The sequence below is a fragment of the Bacillus sp. M6-12 genome, assembly GCF_002860285.1.
Lineage (GTDB): Bacteria > Bacillota > Bacilli > Bacillales > DSM-1321 > Peribacillus.
This window is the reverse complement of sequence record NZ_PGVF01000031.1, coordinates 39,346-63,815: the sequence shown is the minus strand read 5'-3', so window position 1 is coordinate 63,815 and position 24,470 is coordinate 39,346. Positions and strand designations below refer to the sequence as shown.

Below are 24,470 nucleotides of genomic sequence, written 5' to 3'. Positions count from 1 at the left end.
CAGAACAGAGATTCAGCATCTAGATTACGGAAGCAGGGCAAATCGGCCGGCCAGAGCCGTGAACGAAACCGAGGCTTTGAAACAAAAAAACAGCAAACCAGCATTCAGCGGCACGAAAAAACAGTTAAATCGCAAACAAACAAAATAAAGCCTTCCTCCCAACCATTTAGGCCGACGGAAATTCCATCACCTATTTACGGCTTTAAAAAGCCTCAGCGGGCTGCAGAGGAGGTTGTTGAATTTGAACTAAACAGCAAGGATACTGCCGCAGGACATATTACAGAAATCCCTGCCATACTTAGAAAAGAGGGTGCCAAAGAGCAGCTTAAAGTAAATACTAGTACATTAAATACGGCTGCGTCCTTGGACGTTCCTGACCCAAAAAATACAGCAGCCTTAAATCTTTTAAGTGTCGCACAGACAGCATTTCTGGCAGAACAGGCTGAAGTACCAGTACCAAGGGCAGAACAGGCTGAAGTAACAGTACCAAGGGCAGAACAGGCCGAAGTACCAGTACCAAGAGCAGAACAGGCTGAAGTAACAGTACCAAGAGCAGAACAGGCTGAGGTACCAGCACCAAGAGCAGAACATACTGAGGTACCAGCACCAAGAGCAGAACAGGCCGAAAACACAGCGGAATTGCAAGTGGATTCAGCGGAGACAACTGCTTTGCAAATTAGCTCAGCGGAGCCGCCCGCTGACGATGTGATCAATCACAATCTAATTAAAGGCACTTTTCAGCTGGCTGGGAATGTACCGGATGCAAAACCGGAAGAACAGCAGAAAGATAGATATGAAGGTGTCAGAGCTTTAGCCTCCGGGCTGTATTATGGAGAGCAAAAGAAAGACATCCAATACAAAGGTAATGATTCTGAAGAGACCAATAGTATGGTGTACTCTGAAAAAGAATTTTTGACGGGTGCCGCTGAAACTGAACCCGTTAATGAAGTAAACACAGAGGCTAATACTGAACCGGAGGAGTCTCTGCCTGAAGGCAAGCCTGACGTATCATTTTCCGGGACAGAATCTAAACCAAAAAAGCATATTCCTTTCAATGTTGTTATGTTAAAACAGGATAGAGAACGTATGGCAGCCCAAGGCTATTCACAGCGTCCGCAAGCGGTGCCGGCTATAAAGCAGGCGGAGGTTCAAAGTTCTGTGCCAGCTATTGGACAAAACATACAGAAGGATGAAGAAGAACCCTATTACATCCTTCCAAAGATTGATTTGCTTACTCCTCCAGTCCGGACGGAATATGATGATGAATGGCTTGACCAGCAAGCGGAATTGCTGAACGAAACATTATTGAATTTTAACGTCAGGGCTCGGGTGGTCAATGTGACACAAGGGCCATCTGTTACTAGGTTTGAAGTTCAGCCTGAAGCAGGTGTGAAAGTTAATAAAGTGACAAATCTTCAGGATGATATTAAACTGAGCCTTGCTGCTGAAGATATCAGGATGGAAGCCCCGATCCCAGGGAAGCATACGATCGGAATTGAAATTCCCAATCGGAAAAGCAAGCCAGTTTTTCTAAGGGAAGTGTTACAGAGCGAAGCATTTCAATCGGATCAATCTCCGCTTACAGTCGCATTAGGCCTTGATATTTCTGGTCAGCCAGTTGTAACGGATCTTAAAAAAATGCCTCATGGATTGATTGCCGGTGCAACAGGTTCGGGTAAAAGCGTATGCATCAATACAATGCTCGTCAGCCTTTTGTATAAAGCGAGCCCCCAAGACCTGAAACTGCTGCTGATAGATCCTAAAATGGTTGAATTGGCGCCTTATAACCGGATACCGCACCTGGTCAGCCCGGTGATTACAGATGTAAAAGCGGCTACAGCTGCATTAAAATGGACTGTCGATGAGATGGAGCGCCGCTATGAATTATTCGCCCATGCTGGGGTCCGGGATATAACACGGTTCAACAGTTTGGCGGAAAGCTCAGGACAACATTCGGATAAATTGCCGTATATCGTCGTAATCATTGATGAGCTTGCCGATCTAATGATGATGTCTCCAGCGGAAGTGGAAGAGGCTATTTGCCGGATCGCCCAAAAGGCCCGTGCTTGTGGAATCCACTTGATTGTAGCGACCCAGCGGCCATCAGTTGATGTTATTACCGGGTTAATTAAAGCAAATATACCGACGAGAATTGCGTTTTCGGTTTCCTCGCAGGTTGATTCAAGGACGATCATTGATAGCAGCGGTGCAGAAAAGCTTCTTGGAAAAGGAGATATGCTTTTTGCCGAAAATGGTTCATCCAAAACGGTAAGGCTTCAAGGCACGTTTGTAAATGATGATGAAATTGACCTGGTTGTCAGCCATGTAAGGAGGGAGCAGGAGCCGCAATATCTCTTCCAGCAAGAAGAATTATTAAACAAAGCCCAGGCATTGGAGGAGTCAGATGAGCTGTTTTTTGAAGCGTGCGAGTTTGTCGTCAGCCAAAATGCAGCCTCGACCTCGAGTCTGCAAAGGCGATTCCATGTTGGCTATAACCGGGCAGCTAGATTAATTGATATGATGGAAAAACAGGGAATCATTTCGGAATCCAGGGGAAGCCGTCCACGCGATGTGCTTATTTCAGTGGATGAACTAGAGTTTCTTGCTGAGGCTAATCCAGTAAATTAATAGTGGTATTCTTTTGAGATAAGTATAAAATACTAAGCATAGAATTTTTAATATTCGGATGCGGCATGCAGGCTTATTATTGTCTGCATGCTTAATGAAGTAAGGAGTACATAAGTATGAAGGAAATTGAGTTAAAACTGCAGGGAAAAATTAAGCGTTTGACTAATCAAACCTTTAAATTTGATGAAAGGATTCGGGAAGGGTGGTTCTCCGCTGTTTATTTTTTGAAAACAGGAGAAATTGTAAAAGACTTCTGCCCGGATAACATTGTCACTATGCAGTTTTTTCAAAAGCAGCATGCTGTCTTGTGCGGTGCAGACGAAGTGATCGCGCTCATTAAAACGTTTGCTGATGACCCTGAAACGCTGGAAATCCATTCGCTGAAGGACGGAGACAAAATAAAGCCATTTGAAACAGTCCTGACAATTACCGGACCCTATCAAAACTTTGGTTATCTAGAGGGTGTAATTGATGGGATTCTTGCAAGGAGAACATCGGTTTCCACAAATGTGTACAATGTAGTCAAGGCGGCAGCCCTGTCCGGAAAGCAGAAACCTGTCATTTTTATGGGTGACCGTGATGACCACTTTACTCAGCAAGCTGGAGACGGTTATGCAGCTTATATAGGCGGAGCTACAGCACAGGCTACACATGCCATGAGCGAATGGTGGGGAAAAAAGGGAATGGGCACTATGCCGCACGCTCTGATTCAGCTTTTTAATGGAGATGTTGTAGCAGCCTGTGAAGCTTACCATACTAAATATCCAGAAGATGAATTAATTGCATTGGTTGATTATAATAATGATGCAATTACAGACTCTTTGAAGGTTGCACGCGCTTTCGGAGACAAACTGCGGGGAGTACGAGTCGATACATCAAGAACGATGATTGATAAATATTTTGTAAGGAATCAGCATCTGCTTGGAACATTCGACCCGCGGGGTGTGAATGCCGAGCTTATTTTCGCGCTTAGGGAGGCCCTTGATAAGGAAGGGTATCAGCATGTACAGATTGTTGTAAGCGGCGGTTTTAATGAAAAGCGGATTATGGAATTTGAAGAGGGGCGGGTACCTGTCGATATGTACGGCATAGGTGGCAGCCTCCTGAAAATCAATATTGGCTTTACCGGGGATAATGTTATGCTCAACGGTGCACACCAGGCAAAGGAAGGCCGTAAGTACCGCCCAAATCCGCGTCTTGAAAAAGTAGACTAAGCCAAGCACCGCTGCATATACTGCAGGAAAAACACCTAAAACAATTTAGCCCGCATGGTCTAAACCTTTGAATAATGATATAATGAAAACTTAATTATTAAAAGTCAGGATAGAAGGCACAGTTCCGGCTTTAGGTCGCTTGTACTTTCTTATCATCCTGCAACAGAACGCAAATAAAAAGATAACGTCATATACTGTCATACAGATAGACGATTGTTGGAGGTTCTATTTATGACCGTTTACCATTTTGTAGGCATTAAAGGTTCCGGCATGAGTGCGCTTGCTCAAGTGCTTCATGATATGAATTATCAAGTACAGGGATCCGATTATGAAAAAAGATTTTTCACCCAAATTGCTTTAGAGAAATCCGGAATTAAAATTCTGCCATTCACCAAGGACAATATACAGCCAGGTATGACTGTCATCGCTGGAAACGCATTTCCAGACACCCATGAAGAAATCGTTCGAGCAATGGAGCTAGGACTGCCAATCATTCGCTATCCGCATTTCTTGGGCGACTTTATGAAAAACTTTATTTCAGTGGCGATTACAGGGGCTCATGGGAAGACATCGACTACTGGCTTGATGGCACATGTAATGAGGGGCGCAAAACCAACCTCTTTCCTAATTGGAGATGGCACTGGTAAGGGAGAGAAGGGCGCGGAGTATTTCGTTTTTGAAGCATGCGAATACCGCAGACACTTTCTCTCGTATTATCCCGATTATGCCATAATGACAAATATTGATTTTGATCATCCCGATTATTTTGCAAACATTGACGATGTTTTTGAAGCATTTCAAAAGATGGCTTTACAAGTGAACAAAGGAATCATTGCTTGCGGGGATGACGAGCAGCTTCAGCGTATCCAGGCGAAGGTACCTGTTATTTTTTATGGCTTTGCCGAGGAAAATGATTTTCAGGCAAGAAATCTTTCGACATCTGAAAAAGGCACCACCTTTGAGGTATATGTTAGAAATACATTTTTCGATACATTTACTATTCCTGCTTTTGGCAGCCATAATGTGCTGAATGCTCTTGCTGTCATTGCGTTATGCAAGTATGAAGGAGTTGAAGCGGAAATTGTAAAAAAACAGCTGATGACCTTCACAGGTGTTAAACGCCGTTTTACCGAAAAACAAGTAGGTTCCCAAATGATTATTGATGACTATGCACATCATCCAACAGAAATTAAAGCTACTATTGATTCAGCGCGGCAGAAATATCCTGACAGAGAGATTGTGGCTGTTTTTCAGCCGCATACCTTTACCCGGACCCAGACCTTCCTGGCTGAATTTGCAGAAAGCCTTAATTTAGCTGATAAAGTATACTTATGTGAAATATTCGGATCAGCCAGAGAGCATCAGGGCAAACTTTCCATTGAAGATTTGCAGGGGAAAATACCGGGTGCAGAACTGCTTTCCGAAGAAAATACCACATCTCTTCAAAAACACGAAAACAGTGTGCTTTTATTCATGGGAGCAGGAGACATTCAAAAGTTTCAAGAAGCATATGAAAAAACACTTGTTTAATAAACAGAAAAAGAGGCGGATTTCTCGATTATGAGAAGCCGTCTCTTTTTAATTTTTGCCCTTCAAGCAAATTCTGTGAAAAATAAGCTTACTTCCGTGAAAATGACCTGGAATTCCTTGAAAATGAAATTATTTCCGTGAAAATAACATTCATTCGTGAAAACTAAATAATTTCCGTGAAACGTGAATATCCTTTGTACGGGAAGAAGGGTGATCCCACTTATTTAAGGTTTTCAGGATTCAGCTTTTCCAGCTCCGGAAGTACGAAGCGTCCGTCTTTGCGGATCAGGATGCCGTCAAAATAAATCTCTCCGCCGCCATATTCAGGGCGCTGGATATTGACCATATCCCAGTGGATATTTGAGTCATTTCCATTTGATGCTTCATCATAGCACTGGCCTGGTGTAAAGTGAAAGCTGCCATCGATTTTCTCATCAAACAGAATGTCCTGCATTGGGTTAAGGATATAAGGGTTTACGCCAATTGCAAATTCACCGATGTAGCGTGCACCTTCATCTGTATCAAAAACTTTATTAATCCGCTCAGTATCATTTGCTGTTGCCTCAATAATTTTTCCGTCTTTAAACGTAAGTTTAACATTTTCAAACGTAAAGCCTTGATACGGTGATGGTGTGTTGTATGTAATAACGCCGTTAACAGAGTCCTTTACAGGGGCAGTGTACACTTCACCATCCGGGATATTCAGTTCGCCAGCACATTTTATAGCCTTAATGTCTTTGATAGAAAAAGATAAGTCAGTTCCAGGTCCCGTGATGCGAACCTTATCTGTCCGGTCCATCAGTTCGACAAGACTGTCCATAGCTTCGCTCATTTTGCCGTAATCCAGGTTGCAGACGTCAAAGTAAAAATCTTCAAAAGCCTCTGTGCTCATTTTAGCCAATTGCGCCATTGAAGAAGTCGGATAACGAAGCACAACCCATTTCGTTTTTGGAACCCTGATTTCTCTATGTACTTTTCTCATAATCGTATTGCCGTGTATGGCCATTTTATCTGCAGGGACATCCGCCTGTTCATTAATATTATCACCTGACCGCAATCCGATATAAGCATCCATTTTGCTCATTACTTGAGCTTCAAAGTCTGCTATCATATTGAATTGCTCTTCCTGGGCACCAAGGAGTAAAGAACGATCCACCTGGGCATCCTTCAAGGAAACAAAAGGATAGCCTCCTGCTGCGTATGCTTCTTTAACGAGGGCATTTACAAGCTCCCTTTGCAGGCCAAAGTTTTCAATTAAAACCTTTTCACCCTTTTGAAGTTTAACGGAATAGTTAATCAAATTTTTTGCAAGCTGAGAAATTCTTGAATCTTTCATGTTTCTTTCCTCCGTATCTTAAAATTCATACCCCTTTATTGTAACCGAATTCAGTAAAAGTGGTTACTTTTTTATTTCGAGAACAGAAATAGTTATTTGAAAAAAAACGTTACTTTTGTAAAAATAAAAGAAGGAATTTATAAAGATTATATTGAAAAAATTAAATACGTTTATAATAGAAGATGACGGGTATTTAAAAATTAAAGCATAAAGGTACAATTAGTACTGGAAATCATACGGAGGTGTCAAATGGAGATCATTTTATATTTGAGTGCTGCGGTTGCGGCCGTTGCGTTCCTCATTTTGGTGATTTATTTATCAAAAACATTGAAATCTCTACAAACTACACTGGACAGTGTGGCCCATACCCTTACTGGCCTTGAAAAGCAAATGCAGGGAGTGTCGCTAGAAACAACGCAGCTGCTTCATAAAACCAATTCACTTGCTGAAGACCTGCAAAAGAAGTCTGAAAACCTCAATACAGTAGTATATGCAGTTAAGGATGTTGGTACATCCATCCAGAAATTCAACAGCTCAATCCAGAAGGTATCTAACAGGGTGTTGACTGAGGTTGACAACAATAAAGAAAAGATTTCTCAGGTTGTTCAATGGAGCAATGTGCTCATGGAATTGCGTGACAAGTGGAAAACAAGAAAATCAGTAAACAATGCACCGGTGTTTCCCCCCCAAACGACACCGGGAGCAGGACTAGCAGTAGACGAAACAGATAACCTGCCCAAGAAACGATTTTTACGTTCCCGCAGTTAAAAATTGAGAGGAGATAAATTATGACTACAAATTCAAAGGATCGTGGAAGAGACTATCAAAGCCCAAATACGACTGATTTTTCAAGGGAATATCAAAGCACGAATACAAATGATTTTGCAAGAGAATATCAAACTCCACCTCAAAGAGATTATGCAAGAGAGTACCAAAGAGAGTATCAGAATGCCTATCAGGACGAACAGGAAAATATCAATTCAAAGGATTTTCTCATTGGGGCATTAATCGGTGGAATTGTCGGTGCAGCAGCAGCTCTATTCATGGCTCCGAAATCTGGACGCGAGCTTAGGGAAAACATAAATGGGCTGCGGCAGACTGCAATGGAAAAGGGAAATGGCTTTGCTGAAGCGGCCAGGTCAAAAACCAGCGCTGTAACAGAAGCGGTTACTAGTAAATCCTCCGGGTTAATGAATAAAGTGAAAGGCATGGCTCCTTTTGGAGACACTAGTAACTCAGCACCATTCCAAGATGAAACTAACGCTATTGAGGGCAGCGGCGGATTGAATGAACAAGAGGGATCGCTTTCAGGTTCTTCGACATCCTGGACACCTGGTTCCAGTGCAGCAGCGGCAGGCGGCCCGGCTAATCTTATACCGGATGGGCAAGCTGAGAACAAAGGAGCTCAAGCCAATAGTACCGCACAGCTAAAGCTGGAGGAAACGAAAAAGGCATTTGAGGAAACGGAAAATCGTTATAACAATCAATAAATTTGTTTAAAAGTGTGGTGAAGTGATAATATAGCTTCACCACCTTTTTTGTATGGAAGGGGCGAAGCTGCGTTAATAGATGAGGATTAGAAAATTGAAAATTTTTCGTTTTGCTTCGCTCACACCCCTTTATGTGTTAGCATTTGCTTACAACCAATTCTTATTTCCATTCAGGGTTGCAAGTTTAAACACTCATTGTTTTAATGGTATTAGTACAAATTGGAAGGAGATGCAGAACATTGTCCACAGTGAAAATTCAAACGAAAGAACAGTTTGACGAACTTGTTAAACAAGAATCTTTTCTTATTCTTAAGCATAGCTTAACGTGTCCGGTAAGCCAGGAAGCCTTTGATGAATATCAAAGCTTTGTTCAGGATCATCAGGAGATTAACACAGCGTATCTGGCAGTTCAAGAAGCAAGACCACTGTCAAATGAGATAGCAGAAAACTATGAAATTAAGCATGAGTCACCTCAGGCTATATTATTTAAAGACGGTAGGCCAGTCTGGAATGCTTCACATTGGAAGATTACTTATGATTCCCTCTCAAAGGCCATAAAGAATTAAGTAACGTTTGGGACATTCAATTGCAGGGAAATGTTTAATGAAAAATAAAAAGCATACATCAGCGGGTTTCTTACCTTGCGGATGTATGCTTTATTTTTTATTTATTGGCTTATTTTTGCCACTTTGCCATAGTAGGCCAAATGATTCTTAACTCGTCTCCAGGACTAATGATGTCATGGAAGCTGGTTTCCTCATTATTTTTAACTAATACAAAATGGCCATTTGCCGGTTGGGGCAAGTCGATATCCACATGTCGGAATATATCCTGAAAAATAAATGGCTCGTATTTATGCTGAATCAGGGTTATGTGTTCCCCGACCTCCAATTCATCATCTTCACTAAGGACATCATCTCCTCTGGTGAATTCTGAAATCCTCTTGGTAACCAGAATTCTTTTTCCGTTGAATGAAACAGGGATGGAATAAGACAGCTGTAAATTGAGGGAAGCTGCCAGGTCAGCCAGTTTAGGGCTGGACGGTGATTCAATTATTATATTATCGCTATCTGCAAAGCTTGAGCCAAGTTTTACCTCTACACTATTTTTCAAAATCCGGCCGGCATGCTTATCAAGCGAAACTTCTTTCCCATTAATGAATACAGTAAATGGCTTCAGCCGATTAAGATAATAGTTTAGGTTCAGGGCTTCCAGAAGCCCTTGTATCGTCTCTGGAAGTCTGCATTCAATTGTGTCTCTGTCGTGAAGACTATCCTCAGCAAAAGCGATGGAGCCGTTTTTCTTAATCACAGCCTCGACAGCGTATTTTGTCCTGTTAATAGTAATTTCTTTCCGAGGTATATCATCGATCAAATCCCTAATCTTCAGCACGGGCTGCGTTCCATCCGTCCCTTTTTCGACAATAATCCTGTCGTTGTTATGAACCATATCATCAAGAGACGCAGCTATTCCATTTAACAGGAGAGTTGGCTTGCTCCCATGGATTCCAGGGATCGTAATCATTTGTCCGTTCAGACTAATAATGATCGCCATACCGGGTTTCCCGTACAGCTTATTTATTTTTATCCCGGCTGAGAGCAAGCAGTCACCAACGGTAAGCTGCTTCATATCGAAGAGGCGTACTGTTTGGTCATTGACCGAAACATTCAGATATTGAATTGGGTTATTTTGGGCAGCTATTGCAATTCCGATGGGTGTGACTAGCTCTGGACCCTTTTGAAGATGACCGGAAAAAGTCAGCTTTTGAATGGCATCAATTCCCCTTATTGCGACCCTGTTAATTGGGAGGCCCATCTTTTCAGATAAGAGTTTGGGCAGCTCTGGTGTCAGGCTTCCTCCACCTACCAGCATGATTGCCTTTGGCGGCTTTGCATTGTTGAGCTGCAGGATTTCATTGGAAATTGCATCTGCTAGCCTATTTAATGACGGAGATATTTGCTGGATAATTTCAGTTCTGGAAATGGTTGATTCAAAACCAAGTATATCATGGATTACTATTGAATCCTGTCCGGTTAACTCCCTTTTTGCAGTTTCAGCAAGCGGGAAGTCGAGCAGCAGCTGCGAGCTTATTGCCTCAGTAATTTCATCTCCGGCAATCGGAACCATTCCATAAGCAATGACTGTTCCCATATCAGTAAGAGCAATATCAGATGTACCTGCTCCAATGTCGACCAGTGCTACATTCAGCCTTCTCATGGATGGGGGAATTAAGACATTTATCGCGGCAATTGGTTCCAGAGTAAGGGCCTGCATTTCCAGTTCTGCTCTTTTTAATGCAGCTAGCAGTGATTCAACAACAACTTTTGGAAGAAAAGTGGCGATGATTTCAACAGATGCCTCTTCCCCGTTTTGATCGATTAAGCTTCCGATTTCCTGCCCATCCAGCCTGTAATAGAGTACCGAGTAACCAACGCAGTAATAATGGTAAGCGCGGCTGTCAGAACTGTTCTCAGCAACAATAGATTGTGCCTTCTGAACCGCACTTAGCTCAAGATGGAGGATATCATCCCGCTGAATCAGCGGCTTATCTTTAATATCAGCGGTGATGAGGGCTCTTTCTGTTTTCAGTGCCCGTCCAGCGGCTGCTACACAAACGCGCTCAAGCTTACCATGCTTGCTTTCCAGTTCTGTTTTAATCTCAGTTATTACTTTTGAAACGGCGATTACATCATGTATTTGGCCATCCATCATAGCTCTTTCCTGATGTTCTTTAGTCAAAATATCGGCGACGTGAAAAGAATCCTTCTGTTTCTCAAGGATAATTCCGACGACAGATCTGGTACCTATATCGAGAGCAAATATTTTTTCCTGCAACTGAAGCACCCTCTTTTTTTAAAATTAAACACTTTAACGCATAAAAGCGTTTAATTATTAAAGAATTTTTCGTGACTTTTTATTTTATTTGTTTTATAATAATCTCTAAATATATAAAAAATGTACCATATTTTTCTGCATCATGTAAGTTGCCGGAAGGAAATACCCTTCTATTATTTCTGAGTAATTATGCTTTGGCATTTACGCAGGGGATGGGCCGGTTAAAAATATTAGACGGATGAAAGGGTGGAAAACAGTGAGCAACAAAGATCTTAATGAATTACGTGATCAGCTCGATGACATTAATCTTCAATTATTACATCTTATTAATAATCGGGCTAAAGTTGTACAGGAAATTGGAAAAGTTAAAGAGAAGCAAGGTGTTAACCGCTACGATCCAGTCCGTGAACGAAAGATGCTTGATTTAATTGAATCGAATAACGAGGGACCCCTTGACGTTGCTTCAGTAAAGCATTTGTTCAAGGAAATTTTTAAAGCTGGCCTTGATCTTCAGGAGGATGACCATAAAAAGGCACTTCTTGTATCAAGAAAGAAAAAGTCCGAAGATACTGTTATCGACCTGAAAGGCGAGCTTGTCGGAAATGGCATCCCAAGCTTTGTTTTTGGCCCGTGTGCTGTTGAATCCTATGAGCAGGTTGCCAAGGTTGCCGAATCTATCAGGAACAAGGGGCTAAAGCTGATGCGCGGAGGTGCATATAAGCCGCGTACTTCACCATACGATTTCCAGGGTCTTGGCCTTGAAGGTCTGAAAATTTTGAAAAGAGTTGCAGATGAATACGGACTGGCTGTTATCAGTGAGATCGTGAACCCTGCTGATATTGAAACAGCAGTTGAGTACATTGACGTTATTCAAATCGGCGCCAGAAACATGCAGAACTTTGAATTGCTGAAGGCTGCAGGAGCCGTAGACAAGCCGGTGCTGCTAAAGCGCGGACTTGCAGCAACAATTGATGAATTCATTAATGCCGCTGAATACATTATGGCTCAGGGAAATGGCAACATCATCCTTTGTGAGCGGGGAATCCGGACATATGAACGCGCCACCCGCAACACACTCGACATTTCTGCTGTGCCTATTTTAAAACAAGAGACACATTTGCCTGTAATGGTTGATGTAACACACTCTACTGGAAGAAAAGACCTGCTGCTCCCGACTGCCAAAGCGGCGCTTGCCATCGGAGCGGATGGGGTAATGGCAGAAGTGCATCCAGATCCAGCTGTAGCACTGTCTGATTCTGCCCAGCAAATGGACCTTAAGCAATTCGATGAATTCTACAGTGAACTTCAAAAGTTGAATTGGGTTACGGTTTAATTTAAGAAAATTCTTCATAAGCCCTGCCAGCGGATATCCCCTGGCAGGGTTTTTTATTTGCGATTGAGGCGGGATACCTTTGGTAAGGAGTTAAAAAAATTTTGCAGATCGGATAAAAAAACAAATGAATTTGGCAGGCATTCTTTAAAAAGTTTACGAAATCAGTGGACATGCTTGCAGGAAGTTTTCTCCTGTCGTATGATAAGTAGCATAGGAAAAATTTGATCTCACAGGACAGAATATTTACTTTATTTCTCTGATAGCCATTGCTCATTTGTGAACATAAAAGATTAATAAAGTAAATTTAAATATGACGGATAGAGTAAGTATAAGAAAATGCTTTGAGAGCGGAAATAGTGGGAAAAACTGAAATAAACGTCCAATTTGAGGGAAAAATGAAATTATGAAGGAGTGGGTTAAATGAACAATGTAACGATTTATGATGTTGCCAGGGAAGCGAATGTTTCTATGGCGACAGTTTCAAGGGTAGTCAATGGCAACCCAAATGTTAAACCGGCAACCCGAAAAAAGGTTGTAGAAGTAATAGACCGATTAGGTTACCGGCCTAATGCTGTTGCTAGAGGGCTTGCAAGCAAAAAAACAACTACAGTCGGCGTGATTATTCCGGATATATCCAACATTTTTTATGCTGAGCTGGCACGGGGCATTGAGGATATCGCAACGATGTATAAATACAATATTATTTTAAGCAATTCTGATGAAAATGAGGAAAAAGAACTGCGCCTTCTAAACACGATGCTTGGAAAACAAGTGGACGGCATTGTGTTCATGGGTTCTCATATTACAGAAAATCATGTTGAGGAATTTAAAAAGTCTCCTGTACCAATTGTTTTGGCAGGATCCATTGAAGAAACAGGACAAATTCCTTCTGTAAATATTGAGTATGAAACTGCTGCGTATGATGCTGCTAAAGCTTTTATTGAGCAAGGACACAAAAAGATTGCAATTGTCACCGGGCATAAGCACGAGCCGATTAATCTGAAGAAATTAGCAGGATATAAGAGGGCATTAGCGGAAGCTAATCTTGAATTCTCCGAGAGTTTCGTTTTTGAAGGTGACTATACATATGATTCTGGACTGGAATCATTTGAAAAGCTTATTGAAAATGGTGAAAGACCTACCGCAGTTATTGCCGGAGCGGATGAAATGGCACTTGGAATTGTGCATGCGGCCCAGGATAGAGGATATCAGGTTCCTTCCGATGTAGAAGTTATCTCATTTGATAATACAAGATTAACGCTGATGGTTCGGCCCCAAATCACGACTATTGTCCAGCCTTTATATGATATAGGAGCTGTTTCCATGCGCTTGTTGACCAAGCTTATGAATAAAGAGCAAGCGGATGAGCAAACGGTTGTTCTTCCACATAGAATTGAGAAGCGCCAATCAACGAAAGAGTAAAGGCCCTTACTATCTTTGAGGATTTCACCACAATAAAAAAGACATAAAAAACCATCTTTTAATTGATTGCAGGGAAATTCTTGGTTTCTTTTATGAACAGAAGTAAAGCGCAGGCTGTCCTGAAAAAGGACAGCTGCGCTTTTTTTATAATACAATGCTTAAGGCTTTTCAGCAGTTTTGTTTTAAAAGTTACGTTATATGCCTGTCGGAGTTTTCCTGCTGGAACGGATCGGATAGAGAGCTTTTTCCAACGTCTGGGCATTCTTCTCGGTGATTTCCGATTTGCGGGGAATCGGCTGGTAAAGTCCATCAGGATCATCCCAATTAAACGGAAGCTGTACCGGGGATTCCGGCTGCCAGAAATCTAACCATTCCGGTGGCAAACCGCCTGTATTGTTCAAGTTTTCAGTCATTTCCATCCAGATTAATGACCATGCCCGCGGAACAACCCTCCAGATGTCATAACCGCCTCCGCCGACAGCTATCCAGCGCCCTTCGCAATATTCATGTGCCAGTTCATGGGCAAGTCTTGGGATTTCCTTATATACTTTCATAGTGGCTGACAAATGAGTCAAAGGATCAAGGCAATGTGAGTCCGCACCATTTTGTGTAAGAATCACGTCAGGCTTAAAATATTCAATTATTTCCCTGAACGCAGTTGTATATGAATGCAGCCAGGACTCATCCTCAGTAAATGCATCTAGGGGAATATTAAATGAAAAGCCATATCCGCTTCCTTGGCCTCTTTCATTTACATTGCCTGTACCGGGAAAAAGATATCTGCCTGTTTCATGGATAGATAAAGTACAGACATTTGGATCATCATAAAACGACCATTGAACCCCATCTCCATGATGGGCATCCGTATCAACATAAAGCACCCGCGCATTATATTTTTGCTGTAAATATTTGATGGCTACCGAACTGTCATTATAAATACAAAATCCCGAAGCTTTTCCTCTAAAGCCATGATGAAGGCCCCCACCCAGATTGAGAGCATGCTCCGCCTGGCCGGTCATAACCTGATCTACCGCTGTGAGCGTGCCGCCTACCAAAAAGGCGCTGGCTTCATGCATGTTTTGGAAAATGGGTGTATCTTCTGTGCCGAGTCCATAATTCTCTGCTTTTTCTTCAGATAATTTTCCTGCCCCGGCCAATTTGACAGCGTTTACATATTCCGGATCGTGAATTAGCTGCAGCTCTTCGTCTGTTGCCATTCTTGGCGGAACAATATCATCAGGGTGAATTGCATTGTGCTTTTCCAATAAATCCAGTGTCAGCTTTAATCTTCTTTGGTTAAAGGGATGCTGATCGTTGAATTTATAAGTCAGCTGTTCATCGGAATAAACAAACACAGCTTTCTTTTTCATGATGAAATCCCCGGAAGGTTTGGCCAAAGGACCGTATACCCTTCTTTTTTTAAGTCATCGGCAACCTGGAATGGATTCATTGTGCTGACACGAATGACAAGAATTTTATATGAAGAATCATTTTTATCCGGATAGACGAGCACACTCTGGATATTTGCATTGCGTTTCTTAATGATAACTGAGATATCAAGAAGTTTGCCCGATTTATTTGGAACCTTTACTTCTATTTGGGAGCCGGGCTGATTGGCTCCAGTCAGTTCTACAAAGGTGTGCAGCAAATCGGTCTCGGTAATGATTCCGACCAGCTTATGATCCTTTATTACTGGGAGGCAGCTTATATTATGTTCATAAAAAAGAACGGCCGTTTCCTCCACGAAATCCAGCGGGTGGCCGGTAATTAAATCGGTTTTCATAATCGTGCTAACTGGCCTTTCAAGATCTTCGGGATGATAGTCAGCCCTGAAAATGGAAGGAGCTGCGTCCCGCAAATCACGGTCAGAAACCAGGCCTACTAAATTATTTGAATCATTAACAATCGGGATATGCCTGATTTTCTTCTCATTTATCGTTGCAAATGCCGTTTGTATTGAATCGTTTTCTGAGAGAGTATACATGTTTCTTTTCATGATCTCTTCTAAAATCATTCTCTCAACCTCCTCTGCTTAGTACATGAAACGATTCATGAACCTAAGCTGGTCAAATTTTTGAATAGATTCAGTCGGGACTCTTTTCCCGATTCTCGCCATTAAACAATTTGCCGGATGTGAGCTGATTTCTGGATCATCTGTAGCGTAATACTCGAGCCCCCCTGCATTCATCATCTTCTCCATGATTTTCCGGTAATCCCAAATGTTTACACCAGTGCCCTTCAGATCCCAATGCCAATAATATTCAGTTGTAATGACAATGAAATCTTCCATTGCGTCATCCATCATGGAAACCCGGAGAAGCTCTTTTCCAACTCCGCCGCCGCGGAATGCAGGAATGACTTCGATTGCACCAAGCTCTATCAGATCTTCCATTTTTATTTCGGACCAGCGCTCAAGAGGATCCGGATAAAGGTAGGTTACATAGCCTACAATCGTATCGCGATGACGGGCAATGAGGATGCGTCCTTCGGGAAGTTCGGATATTTCAATGAGTGCCTTATGCTGCTGCGCCGGCGGGCGGAAAGCCACCAGACCTTGATGAAACTCGTAAGCCTTTAAATGCTCGGTTAACACCGGCCCTTCAATAATAAGGGTTCCGGCGGCTGTTTTCAGTTCCTTCGCATTATACGTCTTCACATGCTCCATTCATTCACCACCTATTAGGAATCTTCTTTTCTATTATACATAAAATAATATTGCAAATTTTAAAATTTTCATGTCTTTCAAAAGTATATTTAGAGAAACAAAATTTTAAAAATTGAGAATAAATTAAATTTAAGCTATACTTAGTTTGTAATTTTGTACAAGGGGGATGTGGATACATGAAAGTGGAAGCGCTATCAGTAATAATGGGCAACCATAATCTTGAAAGCTACGAAAAAATGTACAAGCAATTTGATTGGTCGGAAACAGAAGCGCAATTTACCTGGTCCGAGACCGGGAAGGTCAACATGGCGTATGAGGCAATAGACCGCCATGCCCAAACCCATCGTAAGAATAAAGTTGCGTTATATTATAAAGACGCAACTCGGAATGAAAAGTACACCTTTAAAGACATGAAGGAATATTCAAATAAGGCAGGGAATGTATTAAAGACCTATGGCGATGTGGAAAAAGGAGACAGGGTTTTTATTTTCATGCCGCGTTCTCCGGAGCTTTACTTCGCGACACTTGGTGCCATTAAGCTTGGTGCAATTGTAGGCCCGCTTTTTGAGGCCTTTATGGAAGGGGCAGTCCGTGACCGTTTGGAGGACAGCGAAGCAAAAGTGCTGATTACAACACCTGAATTGCTTGAGCGGGTACCAGTCGAACAGCTTCCGTCCCTAAAGCATATATTCCTGGTTGGAGAAAATATTGAAGAAAAAGACAATTTCTATGATTTTAATAAAAAGCTCAAAGAAGCCAATAAAAGCCTGCAGATTGAATGGGTAGAACGGACTGATGGTTTAATTCTGCATTATACATCCGGCTCAACAGGCAAGCCTAAAGGGGTTCTTCATGTACATAATGCTATGATACAGCATTACCAGACAGCCAAATGGGTGCTCGACCTGAAGGATGATGATGTTTATTGGTGCACGGCTGATCCGGGCTGGGTTACTGGTACATCATACGGAATCTTTGGTCCTTGGCTTACAGGGACTTCAAATGTCATTGTAGGTGGCAGGTTCAGTCCTGAAGCATGGTATAAGACGATTGAAGATTTTGGCGTTACAGTCTGGTACAGTGCTCCAACAGCATTCAGGATGTTAATGGGAGCAGGAGATGAAGTTGTGAAGAGATTTGATCTCTCATCACTCCGCCACATCTTAAGTGTAGGAGAGCCTTTAAATCCTGAGGTTGTACGGTGGGGTATGAAGGTATTCAACCTGCGCATCCACGATACATGGTGGATGACGGAAACTGGGGCGCAGGTGATCTGTAACTATCCTAGCATGGAAATTAAGCCAGGATCCATGGGCAAGCCAATTCCGGGGGTACAGGCAGCGATCGTTGATGATCAGGGGAATGAACTTCCTCCTTACAGAATGGGCAACCTCGCCATTAAAAAAGGATGGCCTTCAATGATGCATACCATCTGGAATAACCCGCAAAAATTTGAGTCCTATTTTATGCCTGGTGATTGGTATGTATCAGGCGATTCGGCTTATATGGACAAAGATGGCTATTTCTGGTTCCAAGGCCGTGTGGATGATGTTATTATGACCGCAGGAGAACGGGTTGGCCCGTTTGAAGTGGAGAGCAAGCTTGTTGAGCATCCGGCTGTTGCCGAGGCAGGTGTTATCGGAAAGCCGGACCCGATCCGCGGTGAGATCATCAAAGCCTTCATAGCACTCAGGGACGGCTATGAAGCAAATGACGAATTAATCGAAGAAATCCGCCAATTCGTTAAAAAAGGCCTGGCAGCACACGCAGCTCCTCGTGAAATAGAGTTCCGCGATAAGCTTCCAAAAACTCGAAGCGGTAAGATCATGCGCCGTGTACTGAAAGCCTGGGAGCTTGAATTGCCAACAGGTGACTTATCGACAATGGAAGATTAGAAGTTTTATAGAATTAGAAAGCCCGCTGAAGCTTTTATGCTTCAGCGGGCTTTTCAATTGTCTTGTTTGAAGGCAAAAATTTAGCCTGCGACATGTTTCGCCGCAGGCTTATCTTTTAAGCAAACTTTGAATTAATTTGTGCCTTCATTCGGTTCTGCGGGTGCTGGATCCGCTGGTTTTGGTTCTGCCGGCTTAGGATCAGCAGGTATTGGATCGGCAGGCTTCGGCTCTGCTGGTTTAGGGTCAGCAGGCTTTGGCTTGGTTGGCTTTGGAGCCGGTTTGGAAGTTCCTGGTTTAGGTGCAGTTTCCGGCTTCGGCTGTGCTGGTGTGCTCACTGGATCTGCAGCCTTTCCAATAACTATTTGGTTAGATGGAGCTGATTCTCTTCCCGCAATATCAACGGCAGTCACGTAATAGGTTCCGTTTCCACCCTTGAATGTCAGTGAAGCTCCGGCCTTAATGCTTGCCACCCGTTTCCCGCCGCTGTACACGCGGTAACCAATTACATCTCCTTCAGGATGGGTACCCCATGAAATGGCAGTTCCAGATGAACCGACTGAAGGTGATGAAGGGGTTTTTCCATTATCATTTAATTTAGCTCCTGGAACCATCAGCCCGCCTAAGCCCAGTTTACCTGAATCTTTCATATATTTGCTGCCAATTTGCTCAAGGAATTCAGGACTGACCATAAAGCCGACGCTAGCAAACTCATCAGGTGTGGATGGAAGCGCCTGATATTTTTTGCCCCCAATCTCAACATATCTGCTGCTGGTAAAGCTGTCATCCATTTTATTAGGCGTAAACTTCGCGATGAACAGGTCAGTTTCCACCAGTCCGGCTTTAAAGCAGGCATCTGTAGGTACCGCCCCAGAAATGGAACAGTATGAACGCCTTACAATCCCGCCGGGCATTTCAAATCTTTGTTTTGGATCTACTAAATTAGGCTTTACTTTATAGGCAGCATTCACTAAATCAGCCCAGATATATAGATTCCGTTTATTGTATTCAAGACCCTTATAGGTTCCTTTCAGGGATTTAGGTGTATCATAGCCGATCCACGTACCAAATGTTACATTTGGATTGGTTGCGACGAACCAGGCATCCTGATACTTGTTTCCTGTTCCGGTCTTACCTGCCCAGTCGGATTGGAACTTAAGCCTGTTTCTCAAAGAAACTGCTGTACCGCTGGAAAGTACATCCCTCATCATATCAATAGTCAGGTAGGAGGCCTGAGGTGAGAAAACAGGAACCGGGGTACTTTTATGTTCAAAAATAACTTCCCCATCTTTTGTTTCTATTTTTTCAATCATATAAGCATCAATAAACTTGCCGCCGTTGGCGAATGTTGCATAGGCATTGACGTTCTCCTCAACCGTTACTCCCTTTTCCATTGCCCCCAGCGACATAGACGGGTTGGAATAGTCTCCTTTAGTCAGGGAGGAGAAACCCATCTTCTCCAGGTACTTAACCGGATTCTGGTTAATGATGTCCATATAAAACTTAACTGCAGGAACATTGTAGGATTTCGCAAGTGCTTTTCTTGCAGTAGTCAGGCCACTGAAGCTTTCACCGTAGTTTCCAGGGCTCCACATTTTCCCGCCTGCAGGGACACTGATAGGAAGGTCCGCCACGATTGAACCCGGTGCGGCTTTGCCCAATTCAATTGCCGGTGCATATACAAGCAGCGGCTTCATCGTTGATCCGTTGGGACGCAGTGAACTTGTTGCATGGTTGGTCTGTTCCCGTTCATGGTCGCGTCCGCCGACAAAGCTGATAATTCTGCCTGTCTTGTTTTCAATCATCATGGCACCAAGCTCAACTGGCTCCTGGACAATCTTTTTCTGATTTGTTTCCGGATCAATCACTTCTTCAGATTTTGATGGACCGTAATATTGATAGTCATCTTTTGCTTTTTGCATTTCGTCGTAAATCTTCTGATCAATCGTTGTGTAAATTTTGTAGCCATTTTGCCGTAAATTTTTATGGGCCAAAGCCAAGTATTGATCATTAAGACCGCTATCCTTTGTTAAATCACTTACTTCATACCCATCTTGTTCGGCCAATTTTTTAGATAGAATATCAATTGAACGTTTTTCCACCTCAAAGGTTAGCCATGGGTATTTTTCAACAGCAACTTCTTTAGGAGGAATAAAGTCTTTTACTATATTATACTTTAAAGCTTCCTCATATTCTGCTTTTGTAATGTAGGAGCCCTGATACATCCGGTTTAATACTGTCTTCATTCGTGTAAGCCCGGGTTCAAGATTCTTCTTAATCGTTTTTTCTTTTGTAAAAGGCGTGTATCCAAACGGGCTTTGCGGCAAACCCGCGATGAAAGCAGATTGAGGCAGGTTGAGATCCTTGGCATCCTTGCCGAAAATACCCTGAGCAGCTGATTGTACACCTGCGATATTATGTCCGGATGAATTTCGGCCAAATGTAGAAACGTTCAAGTATGCCTCAAGTATTTCTTCTTTCTCAAAAAACTTCTCAACTCTTAGGGCCAGGAGAATTTCCTTTGCTTTTCTTGAGAATGATACCTCATTCGTCAAAACCTGGTTTTTCAGCAATTGCTGTGTAAGCGTACTTCCGCCTGATGCATTCGACGAATTGGTCATTTCCTGGAACAATGCCCGCAATATAGCTTTCGGCACAATTCCATCATGCTCATAAAAATACTCGTCTTCCGTGGCAATAACGGCATTGGTTAAGTGCTTGGAAACTTGATCAAGCGTAATTTCATCACGTTCAAGATCTGATTGAAGCTTCCCTAAGAACATGTTATCGGCGAAATATATTTCAGAGGTTTCCTCATAGTTGTAAATATCCTTTTTTAGATCGCTTTGAGAACGAATCGGCTCGTCTTTGACAAGCGAAGCAAAATAGCCTGCTCCGACACCGCCGGCAAATGAAACGCCAACTATAGCTATTACAATAACTAACAGAGTCAGGTTCCAAAATACCCCATAAGTTATCCTGGCGAATCTTCTTGTTTTTACATCTTTAATGGAATCCTTCAATCTCCTCCAAATGCTTTGAAGCTCTTTATCACTATTTTTCATAGATTCATACCCTCCTGAAATCACATACATTATAGCATATAACCTATATTTGTAAGCCAGTTTCTTCACTTTTCGGTAATTGGCACTATTTCTGTTTGACAAAGGTATGGGGTTTATGATAAAAATTCAGTATCTTAATAATAAGCAATGACAGGATCCAGTAGTCGTTCTATCACTGTTACAGAGAGCCGGTGGAAGGTGCAAACCGGTACATATAGAAAGATGAATTACTTCCTTGAGCATTTGCTGTGAAAGACCGATTATCTTTTTTCGGCAGGAGGGAACAATTTATGTTCCTTAGTAGCAGCAAACGGCAGACGTCCGTTATCGTCTTAAGGCGGAGGATATTTTATCCTCAAGTTGGGTGGTACCGCGAATTACATTCGTCCCTTCAATTATGAAGGGGCGTTTTTTATTTGGCTAATTTAAGGAGGATTATCAATGGAATTACTGAACGATCTCAAATGGCGGGGCATTGTTTACCAGCAGACAGATGAACAGGGGCTTGAGAGCCTGCTGAATACAGAGAGTATTTCCCTGTACTGTGGTGTGGACCCGACAGCTGACAGCATGCATATCGGGCATTTGCTTCCATTCCTGACACTTCGCCGTTTTCAGCAGCATGGCCACCGGCCGATCGTCCTTGTGGGCGGGGCAACGGGTCTTATAGGTGACCCAAGCGGTAAAAGCGAGGAACGTAAGCTTCAGACACTCGAAGCAGTCGAGCATAACGTTAATGGGCTTAAAGGCCAGCTTGGAAGCATTTTTGAATTTGAAGGTGACAATGGAGCCATCATGGTAAACAACTATGATTGGATAGGTTCTATTGATATGGTAACGTTCCTGCGTGATTTCGGAAAACACTTCGGTATTAACTACTTGCTCGCAAAGGATACGATTGCCTCAAGGCTTGAAACGGGAATTTCATTCACGGAATTCACTTACACAATCCTTCAGGCGATGGACTTTAACCATCTGTATGGCCAGTTTGGCTGTAAGCTTCAGATCGGCGGAAGCGACCAGTGGGGCAATATTACAACTGGCCTTGAACTTATACGAAAAACAAATGGAGAAGGCGCTAAAGCGTTTGGCCTAACGATTCCCCTGGTAACAAAGGCTGATGGGACAAAGTTTGGGAAATCGGAAAGCGGAACTGTCTGGCTCGATCCTGAGAAAACTACTCCTTATGAATTCTACCAATTCTGGATCAACACCGCTGATGCGGATGTGGTAAAATACCTGAAATACTTTACTTTCCTGTCACACGAGGAAATTGATGCACTGGCTGAAGCAGTAGAGAGTGAGCCGCATTTGCGAAAAGCCCAAAAGGCTCTTGCTGAAGAGATGACGCGCCTTATTCATGGAGAAGAAGCTCTAAGCCAGGCGATCAAAATCACGGCTGCCTTGTTTAGCGGAGATGTAAAGAATTTGACTGCTGAGGAAATCAAAGTTGGTTTTAAGGACGTTCCAAGCTTTGAACGCAGCAGCAGCAAGCCTGCCTCTCTTGTCGACCTGCTGGTGGAAGCAAAGATCTCTCCATCCAAACGCCAGGCGAGGGAAGACATTCAAAACGGAGCCATCTCCATTAATGGCGACAAAGTAACCGATCTTGAATTTACACTATCAGAAAGTGACATGATTGAAGGGCAATTTGCTTTGGTTCGCCGAGGCAAGAAGAAATATACACTTATTAAATAATAAAAGTAGCCGTCCGTAATGGGCGGCTCATTTTTACTGTACTGATAGCAGATATGATTCTTTGGTTTTACTTAATCCAGAGAATCATTGCTTCAATATCTCTATTTTTCAGCTGGATTTCTAATGGGAAATGCGAATTACTTTACTATTACTTCATAATTAATGCAAAATAAAAACCCCCATCCGAAGATGAGGGTTCCTATTATTAACGAGAGTAGAATTCAACGATAAGAGCTTCGTTGATTTCAGCAGGCAATTCAGAGCGTTCTGGTAAACGAGTGAAAGTACCTTCTAATTTGTCAGCGTCAAAAGTCAAGTAGTCAGGAACGAAGTTGTTTACTTCGATAGCTTCCTTGATTACATCAAGGTTGCGTGACTTTTCACGAACACTGATTGTTTGTCCAGGCTGTACGCGGAATGATGGGATATCAACGCGGCTGCCGTTTACAGTAACGTGACCGTGGTTTACAAGTTGACGAGCTCCGCGGCGAGTGCGCGCTAAACCAAGACGGTAAACTACGTTATCAAGGCGGGACTCAAGAAGAACCATAAAGTTCTCACCGTGTTTACCTTGAAGCTTACCAGCTTTATCGAAAAGAGTACGGAATTGGCGCTCATTTACACCATACATATGACGAAGCTTTTGCTTCTCTTGTAATTGAGTTCCGTATTCAGAAATCTTTTTGCGTTGGTTTGGACCATGTTGTCCAGGAGCGTAAGGACGCTTTTCTAATTCTTTACCAGTTCCGCTTAGGGAAATTCCAAGACGACGGGATAATTTCCAGCTTGGGCCAGTATAACGAGCCATGAATGACTCCTCCTTCAAATGTTTTTATTTTGGTAAAATAAAAACCGTTGTGATATCACAATCATGCACATTTTGTTTTCATGCACCTTCGCCCTAGCAGCAGAGGGTTACGAGATGCACCTCCCTACGAAAAACACACACGCCTTTTGTCAGGCGCTGGGATCTAGATATTAAGAACTTTAATATTAGAAATTAGCAGAGGAACAAAATGAAAACACAAAAGCCTTCACATAGGCTGCAATATTTTACACAAAGAACATTATATAACGCAGTTGGAGCAGAGTCAAGGCAAAATGTGCTTGAAATAAAGGTTCTTTGCTGTATAGTAAAATCAAGTATGATTCAAAATTCTATTTTGACGGTGTGAAAATAAAGAAAATTTCGTCAATAGATGCTAAATCGACAAAATTATAACAGGAAATGTCAGTAAAATCGGTTTATAATAATAATATAAAAAGGTTAAAATGAGCGAATGGTTAAAAAACATTGTGATGTTAACGCTTCTATTCTTAAGTGTTAAGCTTTTTCTCGTATATAAAGATAAGCAAGATTTC

Annotated in this window: 16 protein-coding genes, 1 pseudogene and 1 other annotated feature; of the genes and pseudogenes, 10 read left to right on the top strand and 7 right to left on the bottom strand. The window is 42.5% G+C overall.

The window, feature by feature from the left end; genetic code table 11:
- Positions 1 to 1,221: 1,221 nt before the first annotated feature.
- From CVD28_RS29450 to murC, 3 genes and pseudogenes are all read left to right on the top strand, one after another.
- Positions 1,222 to 2,628, top strand: a pseudogene (locus CVD28_RS29450) (DNA translocase FtsK); the annotation flags it as partial.
- 116 nt (positions 2,629 to 2,744) lie between these two features.
- Entirely contained in the window at positions 2,745 to 3,842 is a 1,098-nt protein-coding gene (locus CVD28_RS25450) for a nicotinate phosphoribosyltransferase (protein WP_101597472.1), read from the top strand.
- A gap of 231 nt (positions 3,843 to 4,073) precedes the next feature.
- Positions 4,074 to 5,372: a UDP-N-acetylmuramate--L-alanine ligase gene (murC, locus tag CVD28_RS25445; protein WP_101597471.1), complete on the top strand. Its 1,299-nt coding sequence runs from the start codon at positions 4,074 to 4,076 to the stop codon at positions 5,370 to 5,372.
- A gap of 220 nt (positions 5,373 to 5,592) precedes the next feature.
- On the opposite strand, the gene CVD28_RS25440 is transcribed toward murC, so the two are convergent.
- Positions 5,593 to 6,708, bottom strand: a complete 1,116-nt coding sequence (locus tag CVD28_RS25440) for an aminopeptidase (RefSeq protein ID WP_101597470.1) — start codon at positions 6,706 to 6,708, stop codon at positions 5,593 to 5,595.
- 249 nt (positions 6,709 to 6,957) lie between these two features.
- Between CVD28_RS25440 and CVD28_RS25435 the strand changes: the two genes are divergently transcribed.
- The 3 genes from CVD28_RS25435 to ytxJ all read left to right on the top strand — a co-directional run bounded on the left by CVD28_RS25435 (position 6,958) and on the right by ytxJ (position 8,764).
- The gene (locus CVD28_RS25435; RefSeq protein ID WP_101597469.1) at positions 6,958 to 7,476 is read left to right on the top strand and encodes a DUF948 domain-containing protein; all 519 of its coding nucleotides are present in this window, start codon (positions 6,958 to 6,960) and stop codon (positions 7,474 to 7,476) included.
- Between the two features lie 20 nt (positions 7,477 to 7,496).
- Positions 7,497 to 8,198, top strand: coding sequence for a YtxH domain-containing protein (locus tag CVD28_RS25430; protein WP_101597468.1), 702 nt, complete (start codon positions 7,497 to 7,499; stop codon positions 8,196 to 8,198).
- Positions 8,199 to 8,437: 239 nt separating this feature from the next.
- Positions 8,438 to 8,764: a bacillithiol system redox-active protein YtxJ gene (gene ytxJ / locus CVD28_RS25425; protein ID WP_257985980.1), complete on the top strand. Its 327-nt coding sequence runs from the start codon at positions 8,438 to 8,440 to the stop codon at positions 8,762 to 8,764.
- A gap of 109 nt (positions 8,765 to 8,873) precedes the next feature.
- On the opposite strand, the gene CVD28_RS25420 is transcribed toward ytxJ, so the two are convergent.
- Positions 8,874 to 11,033, bottom strand: coding sequence for a cell division FtsA domain-containing protein (locus CVD28_RS25420; RefSeq protein ID WP_101597466.1), 2,160 nt, complete (start codon positions 11,031 to 11,033; stop codon positions 8,874 to 8,876).
- A gap of 256 nt (positions 11,034 to 11,289) precedes the next feature.
- On the opposite strand from CVD28_RS25420, the gene CVD28_RS25415 reads away from it, so the two are divergent.
- On the top strand, positions 11,290 to 12,366 hold the full coding sequence (locus CVD28_RS25415; RefSeq protein ID WP_101597568.1) for a bifunctional 3-deoxy-7-phosphoheptulonate synthase/chorismate mutase: 1,077 nt from the start codon (positions 11,290 to 11,292) through the stop codon (positions 12,364 to 12,366).
- A 420-nt stretch (positions 12,367 to 12,786) separates the two neighbouring features.
- Positions 12,787 to 13,788, top strand: a complete 1,002-nt coding sequence (gene ccpA / locus CVD28_RS25410; protein ID WP_101597465.1) for a catabolite control protein A — start codon at positions 12,787 to 12,789, stop codon at positions 13,786 to 13,788.
- 194 nt (positions 13,789 to 13,982) lie between these two features.
- On the opposite strand, the gene CVD28_RS25405 is transcribed toward ccpA, so the two are convergent.
- From CVD28_RS25405 to CVD28_RS25395, 3 genes are read right to left on the bottom strand one after another with little or no spacing between them, the layout of a single operon-like run.
- Positions 13,983 to 15,158: an acetoin utilization protein AcuC gene (locus CVD28_RS25405; RefSeq protein ID WP_101597464.1), complete on the bottom strand. Its 1,176-nt coding sequence runs from the start codon at positions 15,156 to 15,158 to the stop codon at positions 13,983 to 13,985.
- Positions 15,155 to 15,802 carry an acetoin utilization AcuB family protein gene (locus tag CVD28_RS25400; protein WP_101597463.1) on the bottom strand — a complete coding sequence of 216 codons (648 nt, stop codon included), beginning with the start codon at positions 15,800 to 15,802 and terminating at the stop codon, positions 15,155 to 15,157. The genes CVD28_RS25405 and CVD28_RS25400 overlap by 4 nt, the downstream gene beginning before the upstream one ends.
- Positions 15,803 to 15,820: 18 nt before the next feature.
- On the bottom strand, positions 15,821 to 16,453 hold the full coding sequence (locus CVD28_RS25395) for a GNAT family N-acetyltransferase (RefSeq protein ID WP_101597462.1): 633 nt from the start codon (positions 16,451 to 16,453) through the stop codon (positions 15,821 to 15,823).
- A 176-nt stretch (positions 16,454 to 16,629) separates the two neighbouring features.
- Here CVD28_RS25395 and acsA point away from each other — a divergent pair, with 176 nt between their 5' ends.
- The gene (acsA, locus tag CVD28_RS25390) at positions 16,630 to 18,348 is read left to right on the top strand and encodes an acetate--CoA ligase (protein WP_101597461.1); all 1,719 of its coding nucleotides are present in this window, start codon (positions 16,630 to 16,632) and stop codon (positions 18,346 to 18,348) included.
- Positions 18,349 to 18,479: 131 nt separating this feature from the next.
- Here acsA and CVD28_RS25385 read toward each other — a convergent pair whose 3' ends face one another.
- Complete coding sequence (locus CVD28_RS25385) at positions 18,480 to 21,410, bottom strand: transglycosylase domain-containing protein (RefSeq protein WP_219621211.1); 2,931 nt, start codon at positions 21,408 to 21,410, stop codon at positions 18,480 to 18,482.
- Between the two features lie 138 nt (positions 21,411 to 21,548).
- Positions 21,549 to 21,804: a binding site (T-box leader), on the top strand.
- Positions 21,805 to 21,851: 47 nt separating this feature from the next.
- On the opposite strand from CVD28_RS25385, the gene tyrS reads away from it, so the two are divergent.
- The gene (gene tyrS, locus CVD28_RS25380) at positions 21,852 to 23,108 is read left to right on the top strand and encodes a tyrosine--tRNA ligase (RefSeq protein ID WP_101597459.1); all 1,257 of its coding nucleotides are present in this window, start codon (positions 21,852 to 21,854) and stop codon (positions 23,106 to 23,108) included.
- A gap of 205 nt (positions 23,109 to 23,313) precedes the next feature.
- On the opposite strand, the gene rpsD is transcribed toward tyrS, so the two are convergent.
- On the bottom strand, positions 23,314 to 23,916 hold the full coding sequence (gene rpsD, locus CVD28_RS25375) for a 30S ribosomal protein S4 (RefSeq protein WP_101597458.1): 603 nt from the start codon (positions 23,914 to 23,916) through the stop codon (positions 23,314 to 23,316).
- Positions 23,917 to 24,470: the final 554 nt, after the last annotated feature.